Here is a 15,290-nt window from a genome sequence, read left to right as displayed (position 1 = left end):
CAACCGGAGCGTGCCGCGAAGAACCACCAGGGGGAGACGGCAGGTGGCGGTGAAGCACCCCCGGAGCTTGGCGATGGCGGGTGTGCTGACCACCGGGATCGGGATGGGCGTCGCCGCGACGACGCTCAAGATCGCCGACGGCACGCACACCGCGCTCGACACCACCCTGTCCACCACGACCGGGTTCCTCTTCCTCCTCGCCGGCGCCGTCGCGCACGTGCGCCGCGCCTCGAACCCCATCGGCCTGCTCATCGCGGTGGCCGGGCTCGCGTTGTTCGCCGAAGACCTGCAGTTCGCCAGGGAGCCCGTCGCGCACACCGCCGGGCTGGCGCTGACGGCCGCGTCCAGTCCGGTGATCGCGCACCTCGTCCTCGCCTTCCCGCACGGGAACCTGCGCTCACGCTGGGAACGCGTACTCGCCTTCTCCGCGTACGCCGTGGTCTTCGGGGCGGCCGTCCTCGGCCTGCTGGTCAACGACGACCCGGAGAACCTCGCCGCGGTCGCCGCGTCACCGGAGGCCGAACAGCTGGTCAAACGGCTGTTGGAGCTGGTCGGCGCGCTGATCGGCGGCGGGGTCGTGGTGGTCCTGCTCTACCGCTGGCTCTCCGGGCGGCTTCCGCAGCGGCGGCTGCTCTCCCCCGTCCTCGCGATCGCCGTGGTCGGCGCGGTGAGCACCACGGTCGGCAGCGCGCTCGGCTCGGCGAATCCGGTGTCCGATCCGCTGCTGGACGCCTACCGGATCGCGTTCTGCCTGTGGCCGCTGGCGTTCCTGATCGGGGTGCTGCGGGCGCGGGTCGGCAACGCGGAGATGATCCGGCTGCTGCTGGAGCGTGACGGCTCCGGGCTGGCCGCGCTCGTGCAGGACGACGAGGTGTGGAAGGACAGCCGGTCGATCGACGCGCTCAACGCCGCCGCCGGGCTGGTGCTGGACAACCAGCGGCTCGCCGCGGAACTGGAGGAACGCCTCGTCGAGGTCCAGGCGTCCCGTGCCCGCATCGTGGCCGCCGCCGACGACGAGCGCAGGCGCGTCGAACGGGATCTGCACGACGGCGCGCAACAACGGCTGGTCAGCATCGTGCTGCTGCTGAGGATGGCCGAACGGCGGCTCGGGAGCGACCTCACCCCGTCCGTCGCGACCCTGCTGAGGAGCACCATCGACGAACTGCAGGCCACCATCACCGAGTTGCGTGAACTCGCGCGCGGGCTCCGGCCCGCGATCCTCACCGAGGCCGGGCTGATCCCCGCGGTCCGGTCGCTGCTGGACCGAGTCCCGCTCGCGGTCGACCTCGCCGGGGCGGACGTGCCCCGGCTCAGCGGCGCCGTCGAGGCCACGGCCTATTTCGTCGTCTCCGAAGCGGTCACAAACTCGCTGAAGCACGCGCGGGCGCGGGAGGTGCGCGTGCGCATCGGCGTCGAGGAGGGCAGCCTGCGGGTGGACGTCCACGACGACGGCACCGGCACGGCCGACATCGACGGCGGCTCCGGGCTGCACGGCCTGCGCGACCGGGTCCGCGCGCTCGGCGGCGAACTGATCGTCGACGGTCGGCCCGGCTCGGGGACCACGGTTTCGGCTGTGATCCCGTTGGAAGGCTAAGCCAGTCCTCGGATCGCGCGCGCGGGCGGGCGCACCCCCTGGATCGACGCGATCATCTCCAGCACCTGCCGCGTGCGCTTCACCTCGTGCACCCGGAACACCTTCGCCCCCTCGGCCACCGCCCAGGCCGTCGCGGCGAGGGTCCCGTCGACCCGCTCCGCGAGTTCCACGCCGAGTGTCTCCCCGACGAAGTCCTTATTGGACAGTGCCATCAGCACCGGCCAGCCGGTGTCCGCCAGTTCCCGCGCGTGCCGCAGCAGCGCCAGGCTGTGCCACGTGTTCTTGCCGAAGTCGTGGGTCGGGTCGATCAGCACCCCCTCGCGCGGGACACCGAGCGCGACGACCGCTTCGGCGTGCGCCGTCGTCTCGGCGACGACGTCCGCGACGATGTCCGGGTAGTTCACCCGGAACGGGCGGGTGCGCGGGACGGCGTTCCCGGTGTGCGAGCAGACGTAACCGGTGCCGAATTCCGCCGCGACCTCGGCCAGCTTCGGATCGGCCCCCGCCCAGGTGTCGTTGATCAGGTCCGCGCCCGCTTCGGCCGAGCGCCTGCCCACCTCGTGCCGCCAGGTGTCGACGCTGATCACCAGGCCGGGGTGCAGTTCTCGAATCCGTTCCACGAACGGGACCACCCGTCGGATCTCTTCCTCGACGTCGACGTCCGCACCGGGACCCGCCTTGACCCCGCCGATGTCGACGATGTCGGCGCCGTCGGCCACCGCCCGCGCGACGGCCGCGAGCGCGTCCGGATCCGAGAAGGTCGAGCCCCTGTCGTAGAAGGAATCAGGGGTCCGGTTGACGATCGCCATGACCAGGGCGCGGTCTCGGGCGACGCGGCGTCCGCGGAAGGTCAGCTCGTTCACGGACCGATCGTAGGCGAGCGGGCGCTTTCACGGGGCATGCCGCCCACCGGGACCGTCCCGTGCACCGGGAACGGCCATTCGAGTGGCATATCTGATATATGACCCAAGAGATCGGATCTCTCTTGACTCGCCGTCGCGAAGGCGAGTAAACGTTGTCCCGCAAGGAAGTTCAGCCCGGCGGCAGCGGTCGCCCCACAGCTGGCCGGGATGCCGACGGACGGCGGATCGGCATCCCGGCCACCGCTCCCCCTGCGCAGGAAGGGCCTCGAATGCCACTGGATCCTCTTCGCGCGGCACGCCTTTCGCGGCGCACGGTGCTGGCGGGAACCGCGGGTGCCCTCGGCGCGCTCGCCTTGCCCGGCGTGGCCACCGCGGCGACGGCCGACTGGTCGCGCGCGGTCGTCGACTCGACGATGAAACGCTGGACCCCCGCCACCCTCGGCGGCTGGGGCTACACCCGAGGTCTCTACCTCTACGGCCAGTACCTGGTGTACCGGCGCACCGGCGAGAAGTCCTACCTCGACTACATCCTCGCCTGGTACGACCGTTTCGTCACCGAAAGCGGGATCTCGAACGGATTCACCAACCTGGACGCGATGCGGTCCGGGCAGATGTTCCCCTTGCTGTACACCGAAACCGGGCAGGCGAAGTACAAGACCGCGGCGGACCAGCTGCGCCGGCGGTTCCCGTCCTATCCCCGGACGTCCGACGGCGGGATGTTCCACGCCACGAGCAAGACCGGGCAGCTGTGGGCGGACGGCGTGTACATGGCGCAGCCGTTCCTCGCCCTGTACGGCACGACCTTCGGCGATGCGGGCTACTGCCACGAAGAAGCCGCGAAGAACGTCATCGTGTACTTCGACCGGCTCAAAGAACCCGGCAAGGGCCTGCTCTACCACGCCTACGACGAGGACGGCTCGGAACCGTGGGCCACCGGCGCCGGACGGCATTCGAAGTTCCACTGGGCCCGCGCGATCGGCTGGCTCGGCATGACGGCGATCGACCTCCTCGAGATCCTGCCGGCCGGACATCCGCGACGGCGGCGTCTCGTCGAGATCGTCCGGTTCCTCGCGGCGGGCTACACCCGCTGGCAGGACCGGGCCTCGGGCCGCTGGTTCCAGGTCGTCGACCGGGCGGGCGACAAGGACAACTGGCTGGAGACCTCGGCTTCGGCGATGTACACGTTCCTGCTCTCCCGCGCGGTGGAACGCGGCCACATCGGCGCGGAGTACGGCCCGGTGGCCGCGAAGGGCTATCGCGGGGTTTTATCCCAGGTTTCGACCGGTCCCGACGGATTGACCGACATCGCGAACATCTCCGAGGGCACCAACGTCGGCGACTCCGCGTATTACTACGGGCGCAAACGCAACACCAACGATTTCCACGGTCTCGGCGCGTTCCTCATCATGAATGAGCAGCTCGCCCGCTGAGGTCGCCGCACCGGCCGAAGGACACCTTCCCCGCGCTCCACCTGGGGAAAGTGTCCTTCGGTCGTTTTCGGGGGCAGTGCCGGGTATTGACGGGAGGCGCTAACATCGCGTGCTGCGACGCCCACTCCCAGGAGGGACGACCGGATGCGCGAGACGCCGCCCCAGGCTTCTTATACCCGGCTCGAACTCGGTGACACCAGCACGATCCCGGTAGGTGTGACGGTTTCTCCGCACGTCTCGCTGGTTTCGATGCTCGTCGAGGTGGTCGGCGGGTACGACCGCGGCCTGCCCGCCCCCTGGCGCCGCCAGGTGGGCTCGGCGATCCCCGAGCAGGGGTACCGCGCGGCGAGCGCGCTCGCCCGGCGGGGCACCTCGGTACAGCCGGACTTCATCGTTCCGATCAGTCCCGGCGAGGACTCCTCCGCCGCCGCGCAGTCGGAAATGCTGCGCGACCTGACGGAAACCGACATCCTGAAAGGCCTCGAAGAGGTCTTCGGAGATCGATTACCCGCGCAGTGGCGGCAGGCCGCGGACCATCCGAGACGCTGGGTCGCCTCACTCGCGGACGCCTTCACCGCGACCAGGGTGGCGACCGAAAACCTGTGGACCAAGGCCCGTCCCCTGCTCGACCGCGAGATCGAGCGGATCGGGGTCGCCTACGTCCGCGGCGGGACCGACGCGGTACTCGGCCTGCTGCGGCCCCATTTCCGGTTCAGCAACGGTTCCCTGCTGCTGCCCGACGCCGAACCGGCCCGGTACACCACCCGCGGCCGCAAGCTGATCCTCGTCCCGATGCTCGCCGGCTGCCGGTCGGCGGTGTCCAACTTCGACGAAGAGGACGCCATCTGGATCGGCTACCCCTTGCCGGGTCTGGACGGCCTGCTCGACAACGGCAGGAACGAAACGCCCCCCGGTGTCGACGGGCTCGACCTGGTGGTCGGCGCCCACCGCGCCAAACTGTTGCGTCATCTGGGAAAACCCGCCCGGATGGGGGAGATCGCGAATCTCCTGTCCTGCGCCGCGAGCACCGCGACGTATCACTGCGAGCAGCTCGTGTCGGCGGGCCTGATCCAGCGGCACCGCGAGGGTCAGGTCGTCCTCGTGGTCCGGACACCTCGCGGTGACGCCCTGGTCGACCTGCTCTCGTGAGCGGTGGGCTGAAAGCGTCCATCCCGCCTGAGGTGTCGCGAAAGCCACTTTCGCGACGTCAGGTGTCCCGAAAGTGGCTTTCGCGACACCGGTTTCCAGACACCCGACGCCGGTACCCGCGAGCGCGTGGCCTCGCGTGAGACTGGCGGAAGCGGCGTTGTGAAAGCCACTTTCGCAACGTTGAAGGTTGCGAAAGTGGCTTTCGCAACCCTTCCCATGGGCTACGCCGTGCCCCAGGTGGCAGGTCCGTGAAGGCCTCCTTGAGGGACTCTGAGTCCCTCAAGGAGGCCTTCACGGACTTCCGAACGCGGCTCACGAGGGTTCAGGCCTTCTGCAGTCCTGGTTTCCCGGCTTCCACGACGTAGCTGCGGTCCGCGGCCAGGGTCACCTTCGAGAAGTCGTACTCGGTGGTGTCCGAAACCGTCATGAAGTCGGCCCGCATCTGCGTCTGCGACGCCGTCACCCGGACATAACCGCGCTTTCCCCGGCAGTACTTGATGTGCGGGTTGTTCGACAGCCACGCCGACGACGGATCGGTCGCGGTGTCGCTGTTGCTGGTGACCGAGGTCGTCACCAGTTCCGAACCGAACACCGGGTCGCTGTGGTTGAAGTAGTCGCGGCGCAGATCGGCCGCCCAGTGCCGGTGGACGTCGCCGGTCAGCACGATCGGGTTCGGCACCTTGCGGTCCACGATGCCCTTCGCGATCCGGTCGCGCGAAGCCTCGTAACCCTGCCAGGAATCGGGGCTCTCACAGGTGGCCTTGTTGCCGTCACCGTCACGGGTGGCGAAGAAGACCTGCTGGCCGAGGAAGTCCCACTTCGCAGGCTGTGTCTCCAGCGCCTTCAGCAGCCACGCTTCCTGCGCGGTGCCCAGGATGCTGCGTGACGTCGACCGCATGTCGGTGCACGAGGGACCGGCCGAACCGGAGGGGTCGGGCACCTGCGCGTTGCGGTACTGCCGGGTGTCGAGCATGTGGAACCGCGCGAGGTTGCCCCAGCCGAACTGCCGGTACAGGCGGATCGTCGAGCCGCTCGGCTTGGCGGTGGACCGGATCGGCATGTTCTCGTAGAACGCCTGGAATCCGGCGGCCTTGCGGTCGGCGGTGGCCGGGCTGGTGGTGCCGTTCCAGTTGTTCATCACCTCGTGGTCGTCGAAGACCACGATCCACGGCGCCATCGCGTGCGCGTTCTGCAGATCGGCGTCGGTCTTGTGCTGGGCGTGCCGGGCGCGGTACTGGGCCAGCGTCGTCACGTCTTCGGTGAAGGCCAGGTGGCGCGGATTCCGTTCGGCGGCGGCGCGGCCGGACTTCTTCTCGTACATGTAGTCGCCGAGGAACAGCACGAGTTCCGGGTTGTCGGCGAGCATGCCCTTGTACGAGTGGTACCAGCCCTCCTCCCAGTGCTGGCAGGAGGAGAAGCAGTACTTCAGCTGATTGACCGCGGCGCCGGCGGCGGGAGCGGTCCGGGTCCGGCCGACCGGCGAAATGTAGCCACCGGTCTTGAACCGGTAAAAGTATTCACGTCCCGCTTCGAGCCCTGCCGGTTCGATGTGCACGCTGTGCCCGGAGGCGCGGGCCGCGGTCGCGGTGCCGTTCTGCACGACCGAGGAGAACGCCTGGTCGTTCGCGATCTCCCAGTCCACTGTGTACGAAGCGTCCGGCATGCCGCCGAAACCGTCGGGGTTCAGCGGGGCGGGAGCGAGCCGCGTCCACAGCACGACACTGTCCGGCAGCGGGTCACCCGAGGCGACGCCGAGCTGGAACGGGTCGCGGATGGCGGGCGCCGCCGCCAAGGTTCTCGCGTTCGCCCACGAAGGCACCGTCGACGACAAGGCCGCCGCCGAAACCGCCGCTGCTCCACCGAGGAGTACCGCCCGCCGGTTCACCTGACCCATGAGAATTCAACCTTTCGAAGTGGGGAAAGAACGGGGAGGGATTTCACGCGGCGTAATCGGTGAGGCCGCCACTGCACGCTTCGAGCGTCGGATTCGCGGCGGCGTTGGCGACGCAGACCTTGTAATAGACCCACGATCCCTTCGCGACCGGGACGGCCTTGTCGACGTGTGTGCCGTTGCCGCCGGAAGCCCAGACGTAGAACGGGCCGGCGCCGCCCTTCAGCCAGTAGGCGACCACGGCGGACTTGCCGTCGGCGTCCTTGTCGTAGACCAGGAAATGCGCGTCCGACGAGCGGAACTGGCCCTCGCCTGCGCAGACGCCGGTGGAACATTCGGCACTGCCGGAGCCGACCCCGCAGTCGGGCGCGATCCGCTGATCCGAGCCGGTGTAGACGTAACCGTCCGAGATGTAGCCGCCGAGCGCGGGCACGTAATCCCACAACGTCGTCTTGCCCAAGGGACCCGTGACCTCGGTCCCGATCGTCTGGCAGTCGATGGTCACCGAGGCGCCGTTGGCGACCGTGCGCACCGCGGACGACGACGTGCTCGGGGCGCGGCGCACGTTCAGCGGATCACCCGCCGTCTTCACCGTCCCGGTGGCCGCGGCCAGCGCGGGAGTCGCTCCGGCGAGGCCCAAGGCGCCCGCCGTCGCCAGTACGAGAAAGAAACCGGCGAGCCGCCGGACACTTGAACGCTTCATGGCGTCAGCGTCGACCGGAGTCGTACACATCACGTACAAACCGGACCGGGCGTCTGCACAAGCATGCAAATGGATCTAGCCAACCATGGCGGGACGGCAATATTATCGGCGGATATGGGGCTCCTGCCGTATTGGCGGTTTAGGTGACTATTCTCGGATTTCGCGTTCTCGGCCCGCTCGAAGTGGCGGTGGACGGACAGGTGGTGCCGCTCGGCGGCCCCAAACCACGTCTGCTGCTCGCTGCTCTCCTGCTCCAGCCCAACGTCGTCGTCTCCACCGAACTGCTGATCGAGGTCCTGTGGCCCTCGTCGGCACCCCGTTCGGCGGCGGCGAACATCCGCACCTACGTCCATTCACTCCGCAAGCGGCTCGCCGACCACGACCCCGGACTCGGGGAGCGCATCGGCAGCCGGGCATCCGGATACATCCTCAAAGCCAGCCCAGGGGAGATCGACCACATCAAGTTCGGCGAGCTGGCCGCCCGCGCACAGGACGCGCTCGGCCACGGGGACGCCGAATCCGCCCTCGGCCTGCTGGATCAGGCCGAAGCGCTGTGGCGCGGGGAGGTACTCGAAGGGCTCCCCCACGACCATGGCTGGGGCGCGACCGTGGCCCGGCTGACGGAATCGCGGCTCGCGGTCCAGGAACAACGGCTGCGCGCGAGGATCGAACTCGGCCGCACCGCCGAGGCCGTCGCGGAACTGCGCGGCCTGGTCACCGAGCATCCCCTGCGCGAGGAACTCTGGCAGCAGCTGATCGTCGCGTTACGGGCCGACGGCCGCACCGCCGACGCGATCGAAGCCTACGAAACGGCCGAAAAGGTACTGGCCGAGGAACTCGGCACCGAACCGGGGCCACGGCTGCGGGAACTGCGGGCTTCGCTGGTCTTGACGCCTTCCCCGGCGCAGGACGCCGTGGCCGTCGCCCTCGCCAGGCCGGCGGCACCGGTCTGCCAGCTGCCGCTGGACCTGCCGGACTTCACCGGCCGCGACGAGGTGGTCGGCGAACTCGTCGGCCTCTTCCGCGACCGTCGCGAACAAGGGAAGCCCGCGATCGCGGTGCTTTCGGGAGCGCCGGGGATCGGCAAGTCCTCGGTCGCGATCCGGGTGGCGCACGCGGTCCGGGACGATTTCCCGGACGGTCAGCTGCACGTGGATCTCGCCGGGACGTCGTCCTCGCCCCGGCCGCCGATGACCGTGCTCGCCGAGTTGCTCCGCGCGTTGGGCGTCCCCGACGCGGGGCTGCCGCGTGATCTGCCCGAACGCGCGGCGCTGCTGCGATCCCGGCTGGCGACGCTGCGGATGTGCGTCGTCCTCGACGACGCCGGCAGCGCGGCGCAGGTCCGACCACTGCTGCCCGGCGCGGGCGCCTGCGCGGTGCTGATCACCAGCCGGGTGCGGATGCCGGATCTGGCCGGGGCCACCCCGGTCGACGTCGACCTCCTGCCCGAGGCCGAAGCCGCGAAGCTGCTCGAAGGCATCGTCGGCGCCGACAGGGTCACTGCGGAGCCTGAGTCCGCGACGGCGATCCTGCGCCACTGCGGCTACCTTCCGCTGGCGATCCGGGTCGCCGGAGCGAAGCTGACCCACCGGCCGGGCTGGACGCTGCGCGTACTGGCGGACAGATTGCGCGACGAGAGACGAAGACTCGACGAACTCCGTGTCGGCGATCTGGCCGTCCGGGCCAGTGTCACGCTCAGCTACGACCTCCTGCCGATGTCGGCGGCGAGCGCGTTCCGCGGTCTCGGCGGGCTCGGTTCGGTCCAGTTCCCCGCCTGGGTGGTCGCGGCCCTGCTCGGCCGCGCGCACGCGGACGACGTCCTCGACGTGCTGGTGGACGCCCACCTGGTCGATCTCCTCGGCTCGGACGGCACCGGCGAACCCCGCTACCGGCTGCACGACCTGCTGCGGTGTTACGCCGCCGAACTGCGCGCGCACGACATCCCGGCGAAGGCGCACGACGCCACGAAACGGGTACTCGAGGGATATCTCGCGCTCGCGCTCGAAGCGGCGGACCGGATGCCGATCCACTTCTTCGGGCTCTACCGGGACGACACGGCCGTCCAGCCCGTTCTCCCGCCCGGAACCGGGCAGCTGGTCGAGGATCCGGCCGCGTGGTTCGCCGTCGAGCGGCACACCTGCGTCGCCGCGGTCTCGCTGGCCGCCGAACTCGGCTTCGACGGGCTGGCCTGGCGGCTCGCCGCCGCGCTGGCGCCGTACTTCGACCAGCGCGGGCATCAGGACGACTGGCTGCACACGCACGCCGTCGCGCTGGCCGCCGCCCGCCGGTCCGGAGAGATCCGCGGGGAGGCGATCATCCAGCGCAACCTCGGCCAGGTCCAGCTGTACCAGGACAGCTACGCCGAGGCCCTGGTCGCGTTCGAGCAGTCGCAACTGCTGTTCGACAAGATCGGCGACGCGCGGGGCGCGGCGATCGCGCTGGCCGGGCTCGGCACCGTGCTGCGGATCAAGGGCGAGGACACCGTCGCGCTGGAGCACTGTCACGCCGCGCTCGACCAGTTCTCGGCGGCCGGTGATCCGCACGGCGAGGCCGTCGCGCGGATCGCGATCGGCGCGGTCTGGCTGGCGCGGCGCCGGTTCGCCGACGCGGAACACTGGTTCACCGAAGCGCTCGAACAGGCGGCGGACATCGGGGACCGGCATCGGGAGGCGCACGCGTTGAAGCGGCTCGCGATGCTGCGGCAGCATCAGGGCAACCTCGCGGGCGCGCGGGAACGGGTCGACCGCGCGATCGCGATCTTCAACGAGCTCGGCGACGACCATTGCGTCGGCTACGCGAACCAGAACCTCGGCGAGCTGTATCTGCACAGCGGCGATCTGGCCCACGCGCAGCTGCTGCTGGTCAATTCGCTGAGCGTGCACCGGCGCAACGGGGACCGCCGGTCCGAGGCGGAGGTGTCGCAGTTGCTCGGGGAACTGCACGAGGCACTGAGCCAGCCCGAACGATCACGGACGTATTCGGAACGCGCGCTGGCGTTGTGGCGGGAACTTTCCGCGCGGCCACAGGAATCCGCGCTCGCCTCACGGCTGCAGGAGTCCGCCGAAGCCTCTTACGGCGACTCCGCCAGCGCCTGACCCTTCGCCAAGTCGGCACCTGATCGCGTGTACGTGACGCGACCGGGTGCCGACTTGCTTTGTATCGATCGTGTACAGGTCCCGGCGAAGCTCCATTCGTAGCAACCGAGAGTGCTCGAAGGGAGACCGGAATGGTCCGGACCGTGAAGGCCCGCCGTGTGATGGCGGCCGTGCTGGCCGTGCTGGCCTCGGGGGCGGTCACCGCACTGGCCCCCAGCCCCGCGAACGCGGCGCCCGAAGGAAGCTGGCGCGCCGACCTGTCCACTGTGGATGGCGACGACGTCAACGTCCGCAGCGACGGCGGCGTGCTCAGCCTGGAAAACGCCGCCTGGCACAGAAAACCCGACTCCATCGGCAGCCAGGGTTACCTGCTGCTGGCCGAGCAGCAGCTCGGAAAGCCGGTCAACCGCGTCACCGCCCAGGTGACCGCCGACGCGCCGAAGGGCACCGAGGTCGAGGTCGACGTCCGGGGCAAGCTGAACTCCAACGACTGGACGGAGTGGACGCCCACCGAAGGCGGCGCCGCCCAGCTGTCCACTTCGGTCTCCACGGTCCAGGTCCGCATCGGACTGCGCACCCTGACCGACGGCGTGACCGCGAAGGTCAGCGACGTCACCCTCCAGGGTGAACTCGGCCCGCAGGTCAACGCGATCGGCGCGGCCGCCGCCCCGCTGACGTACAAGGTCTTCGGCACCCGCGAAGGTCTCGTCGGCGGCACCACCGCCAACGGGCACGTGATCAAGTCCCGCGACCACTTCGTCGCCCTGCCATCGGGCCGCGGCCTCGCGCCGAAGAACACCGGCAACTACACCGTGCGGATCTGCCGCACCGACAACAGCCGCTGCGAGTACGCGCCGGTGTGGGACGTCGGCCCGTGGAACACCAAGGACGACTACTGGAACCCGTCGGCCACCCGCCAGATGTGGAAGAACCTGCCGCAGGGCAAGCCCGAGGCGCAGGCCGCGTACCAGGACGGCTACAACGGCGGCAAGGACGAGTTCGGCCGCAAGCCCGCGAACCCGGCGGGTATCGACCTCGCGGACGGCACCTTCTGGGACGGCCTGAAGATGACCGACAACGGCTGGGTCAACGTCTCCTACCTGTGGATCGGCTCCGGCCCGACCGGCGTCGTCAGCACGGCGGGCGACCCGATGAACGTCCGGGCGTCGGCGAGCACGAGCGCGGCGATCAAGGGCCTCGCAGCGAACTACGCCAAGGTCAACATCGAATGCTACGTCGAGGGTGACACCGTCACCGGCAAATTCGGCACCAGCAACATCTGGGACCGGATCGGCCCCGGACACTACATTTCCGACACCTACCTGCAGACCGGTTCGGATCTGCCGGTGGCGCCCAAGTGCTAGTCACCCCCTGAACGCGAAGGCCCGGCGGACCCCATACCGCCGGGCCTTCGCCCTTTTCACGGCATGGGAAAACCTTGCGCCGGGCGGTGCAGACCCGGACAACGTGTTCCGGCACAACGCGAATATCCGTCCCGCTGAGTGAGCCCTTCTATTCACAACCATGAATGGTCTTCACAAGCCTGGAATCGTCGTGCGAAACTCCCGTCACGCGTTTCCCACTGACGAATGGCGGGCGTTGTGAGCGTTTCCCGGCGAACCCTGTTGACCACCGCTGCCGGTGCCGCCGTCGCGGCGACGGCGATCACCCCGGCCGCCACCGCGGCGACAGAAGAAGCCGACGGGCTAAGGACTTTCCGCCGGACGGCCGATTACGCGGTGGCCAAGCTGCGAGCCGTCGCGCCGGGCGTGACGACCTTTCCGGAGATCACCCGGTTCGAGAAATGGACCTATTCCGCGAAGGGCGGCTGGATCGGCGGTTTCTGGCCCGGCACTTTGTGGCTCGCGTCGATCTACAGCGGCGATCCGCAATTCCGGGCCCTCGCCGCGGCGTCCGCGGAAAAGCTCGCCCCGCGCCAGTACGAGACGAGCGATCACGACCTCGGATTCCTGTTCTACCCGTCCTGGGTGACCGGCTGGCGGCTCACCGGCGACGGGAAATGGCGCACCGGCGCGCTCAACGCCGCCGCGTCACTCATCCAGCGCTACAACGAAAAAGGGAAGTTCATCCGGGCCTGGGGCGCGCTCGGCACCCCCGGCAACGCCGGCCGGGTCATCGTCGACACGATGATGAACCTGGACCTGCTGACCTTCGCGAGCGAACAGACCGGCGACCGGAAGTACCTCGACATCGCCGTCTCGCACGCGAAGACCACGGAACGGGTCTTCGTGCGCCCGGACGGTTCGACCCCGCACGTGTTCGACTTCGACCCGGACACCGGCGCCGAGATCGGCCCGAACTCCGTGCAGGGCTACGGTCCGGCGTCCTGCTGGTCACGCGGTCAGGCCTGGGCGATCTACGGTTTCACCACGATGTACCGGCGCTCCGGCGACCCGCTGTTCCTGCGGACCGCGCAGCGCCTGGCGGACTTCGCGCTCCGCGCCCTGACCCCGGACAACGTCCCGGTGTGGGACTAGCTAGCGCCGCAAGCGCCGCACGACATCAAGGACTCCTCCGCCGGCGCCGTGATGGCGTGCGGCCTGCTCGACCTCGCGAAGGCCGCGAACCGGCCGCAGTACCGCGAGGCGGCGATCCGGATCCTCACCGCGTTGTGCGACACCTGCCTGACCACGAAGTCCGCCCGTGCCGAGGCGATCGTGGCGCGGGGCACGCGAAACCGTCCCGCCGAGGACGGTGTCGAGGTTTCGTTGCCCTACGGCGACTACTACCTGCTCGAAGGCATCCTGCGGGTGCTGATGCCGAAGGAGATCGACAAGGCGATCGGCCTCTCGGCTGTTTAGCTCCAGCCCAAGTCCGTGAAGGACTGGCGTTTAGTGAGCGTGGTGCGCGTGGACTTTCGCGTGGCCCAGTCCGCGTCCGATCATCCATTTGTTCACCGGCACAGTCAGCACAAACGCGACGGCCAGCGAGAACGCCAGCGCGCCCCAGAACAGCAAGCTCCCGAGCCCGGCGTCCATGGCGCCCGGCACCACCACCATGACCCCGTTGTCGACGATCTCCATCACCGCGATCGACACCGTGTCGGCGGCCAGCGCCACCTTGAGCGCGGCGCCGAACGCGAGGCCCGACTTCAGCACGCCGCGCATGGTCAGCGCGTAACCGAAGACGAAGGCGAGCGCGATCGAGAGCACGATCGTCCCCGCGTTGTGCAGGCCGAGCGCCGTGCCGATCACCATGCCGAGGACCTCACCGATCGCACAGCCGGTGAGGCAGTGCAGGGTCGCCGACGCGGCCATCGACCAGCTTGCTCCATGCCGTGTCTCGTTCATGCGGGGAAATATACCCCCCACCCGTATATGCGGCGCGGTGATCCCCGTCTCCCGGTCGCTCACCGTCACCTGCGTAGGCCGACCCGGTAATCGGCCCAGGTCGATGAACTCACTTCCGTAACCCTTTGCGCTCATCCGGTTGACCGGCGTAACCGAAGACCTTAGTTTCGCCCGGAGGTCTCCACCGCGCGCAGACCGATCGGCTGATTCAAGTGGTTCCGTGACTATGGGGTGGAGATGCGAGGGCCGACCAAGACGCTCGTCGTCGCCGCCGTGCTCGCTTGGGGCATGGTGTTCGGGCTGACCGGTTGCGGCGGTGACGCGCCTGCCGAGGTGACGGCCAAGCCGATCCGGATCGCGTTCGTGCCGAAGGTCGCGGGCATCCCGTACTTCGAGGCGATGAACACCGGCGGGCACGACGCTGCCAAGCAGCTCGGTGTCGAATGGACCTCGACCGGACCGGCCACGGTGGACCCCGCGGCGCAGGTCTCGATCATGCGGGGCCTCGTCGACCAGCGGGTGGACGTCATCGCGATCGCCCCGAACGACCCGAGGGCGATCGCACCGGCGATCACCGACGCGCGGGCCAAGGGCGTCCATGTGATCACTTCGGACACCGACGCGCCCGGCACCGATCGCGAACTCTTCGTCAACCAGGCGACCCCGGAGGGCATCGGCAAGGCGCTCACCGACGCCCTGATGAAGAAGATGGGCGGCGCGGGCAAGTACGCGATCGTCTCCTGCGGCGAGACGGCAGAGAACCTCAACGCGTGGATCGCCGTTCAGCGTGCGTATACCGCTACGGAGTATCCCCATGCGCAGCTCGTCGAGACGGTCTACGCCGGTGAAGACAAGGAGTACGCCACCGCGCTGGCCAAGGACCTGATGCGCAAGTACCCGGATCTCACCGGCCTGGTCGGCGAGTGCACGACGTCCGCGCCAGGGGTCGCCGAGGCGGTCCGCTCGCAGCAGAAGATCGGCCGCGTCTTCACCGTCGGCGTCGGGACGCCGACGGCGATCAAGCCGTACCTTCTGGACGGTTCCGCGTCGCTTTCGGTGCTGTGGAACGTCGAGTCACTCGGCTACCTCACCGCTTGGGCAGGCAAGCAGATCGCCGAGGGCAAACCGCTCGGCCCGTCGAACAAGGTCAACCTCGAACTCCCGGCGATCAAGTACGAGGCAGACCGGAAGACCGTGCTGCTCGGTGACCCGCTGCTGATCACCCGCGAGAACGTGGACCAGTTCAAGTACTGA

12 protein-coding genes are annotated in these 15,290 nt (G+C 69.0%); 8 read left to right on the top strand and 4 right to left on the bottom strand.

The window, feature by feature from the left end; translation table 11 throughout:
• Positions 1 to 73 precede the first annotated feature (73 nt).
• Positions 74 to 1,594, top strand: coding sequence for a sensor histidine kinase (locus tag AMYAL_RS0126440; protein ID WP_020634281.1), 1,521 nt, complete (start codon positions 74 to 76; stop codon positions 1,592 to 1,594).
• Here AMYAL_RS0126440 and folP read toward each other — a convergent pair.
• On the bottom strand, positions 1,591 to 2,457 hold the full coding sequence (folP, locus tag AMYAL_RS0126435; RefSeq protein ID WP_020634280.1) for a dihydropteroate synthase: 867 nt from the start codon (positions 2,455 to 2,457) through the stop codon (positions 1,591 to 1,593). The two genes, AMYAL_RS0126440 and folP, sit on opposite strands and share 4 nt — an antisense overlap.
• Before the next feature lie 269 nt (positions 2,458 to 2,726).
• On the opposite strand from folP, the gene AMYAL_RS0126430 reads away from it, so the two are divergent.
• Together AMYAL_RS0126430 and AMYAL_RS0126425 are read left to right on the top strand one after the other, a co-directional pair.
• Positions 2,727 to 3,887, top strand: a complete 1,161-nt coding sequence (locus AMYAL_RS0126430) for a glycoside hydrolase family 88/105 protein (protein ID WP_020634279.1) — start codon at positions 2,727 to 2,729, stop codon at positions 3,885 to 3,887.
• Between the two features lie 144 nt (positions 3,888 to 4,031).
• Complete coding sequence (locus AMYAL_RS0126425; RefSeq protein WP_020634278.1) at positions 4,032 to 5,036, top strand: winged helix-turn-helix domain-containing protein; 1,005 nt, start codon at positions 4,032 to 4,034, stop codon at positions 5,034 to 5,036.
• A gap of 322 nt (positions 5,037 to 5,358) precedes the next feature.
• Here AMYAL_RS0126425 and AMYAL_RS0126420 read toward each other — a convergent pair whose 3' ends face one another.
• Both AMYAL_RS0126420 and AMYAL_RS0126415 read right to left on the bottom strand, forming a co-directional pair.
• Complete coding sequence (locus AMYAL_RS0126420) at positions 5,359 to 6,930, bottom strand: alkaline phosphatase D family protein (protein WP_020634277.1); 1,572 nt, start codon at positions 6,928 to 6,930, stop codon at positions 5,359 to 5,361.
• 43 nt (positions 6,931 to 6,973) lie between these two features.
• Positions 6,974 to 7,630, bottom strand: a complete 657-nt coding sequence (locus AMYAL_RS0126415; protein WP_020634276.1) for an SH3 domain-containing protein — start codon at positions 7,628 to 7,630, stop codon at positions 6,974 to 6,976.
• Between the two features lie 143 nt (positions 7,631 to 7,773).
• On the opposite strand from AMYAL_RS0126415, the gene AMYAL_RS0126410 reads away from it, so the two are divergent.
• The 4 genes from AMYAL_RS0126410 to AMYAL_RS50410 all read left to right on the top strand — a co-directional run bounded on the left by AMYAL_RS0126410 (position 7,774) and on the right by AMYAL_RS50410 (position 13,547).
• Positions 7,774 to 10,725, top strand: coding sequence for an AfsR/SARP family transcriptional regulator (locus tag AMYAL_RS0126410; protein WP_026467465.1), 2,952 nt, complete (start codon positions 7,774 to 7,776; stop codon positions 10,723 to 10,725).
• 131 nt (positions 10,726 to 10,856) lie between these two features.
• A complete protein-coding gene (locus tag AMYAL_RS0126405; RefSeq protein ID WP_020634274.1) occupies positions 10,857 to 12,089 on the top strand; it encodes a hypothetical protein in 1,233 nt (410 codons plus the stop codon).
• Positions 12,090 to 12,350: 261 nt separating this feature from the next.
• Entirely contained in the window at positions 12,351 to 13,223 is an 873-nt protein-coding gene (locus AMYAL_RS46210) for a glycoside hydrolase family 88 protein (RefSeq protein WP_245193054.1), read from the top strand.
• 51 nt (positions 13,224 to 13,274) lie between these two features.
• Positions 13,275 to 13,547 (top strand): hypothetical protein, encoded by a 273-nt coding sequence (locus AMYAL_RS50410; RefSeq protein WP_020634272.1) that lies wholly within the window; start codon positions 13,275 to 13,277, stop codon positions 13,545 to 13,547.
• 30 nt (positions 13,548 to 13,577) lie between these two features.
• Here AMYAL_RS50410 and AMYAL_RS0126395 read toward each other — a convergent pair whose 3' ends face one another.
• Positions 13,578 to 14,003, bottom strand: a complete 426-nt coding sequence (locus AMYAL_RS0126395; protein ID WP_020634271.1) for a DUF4396 domain-containing protein — start codon at positions 14,001 to 14,003, stop codon at positions 13,578 to 13,580.
• Between the two features lie 270 nt (positions 14,004 to 14,273).
• Here AMYAL_RS0126395 and AMYAL_RS0126390 point away from each other — a divergent pair, with 270 nt between their 5' ends.
• Complete coding sequence (locus tag AMYAL_RS0126390; RefSeq protein ID WP_020634270.1) at positions 14,274 to 15,290, top strand: autoinducer 2 ABC transporter substrate-binding protein; 1,017 nt, start codon at positions 14,274 to 14,276, stop codon at positions 15,288 to 15,290.

Source organism: Amycolatopsis alba DSM 44262 (assembly GCF_000384215.1).
Taxonomy (GTDB): Bacteria; Actinomycetota; Actinomycetes; order Mycobacteriales; family Pseudonocardiaceae; genus Amycolatopsis; species Amycolatopsis alba.
Note: the sequence above shows the minus strand (reverse complement) of the source record. Positions and strands in the feature narration are given on the sequence as shown.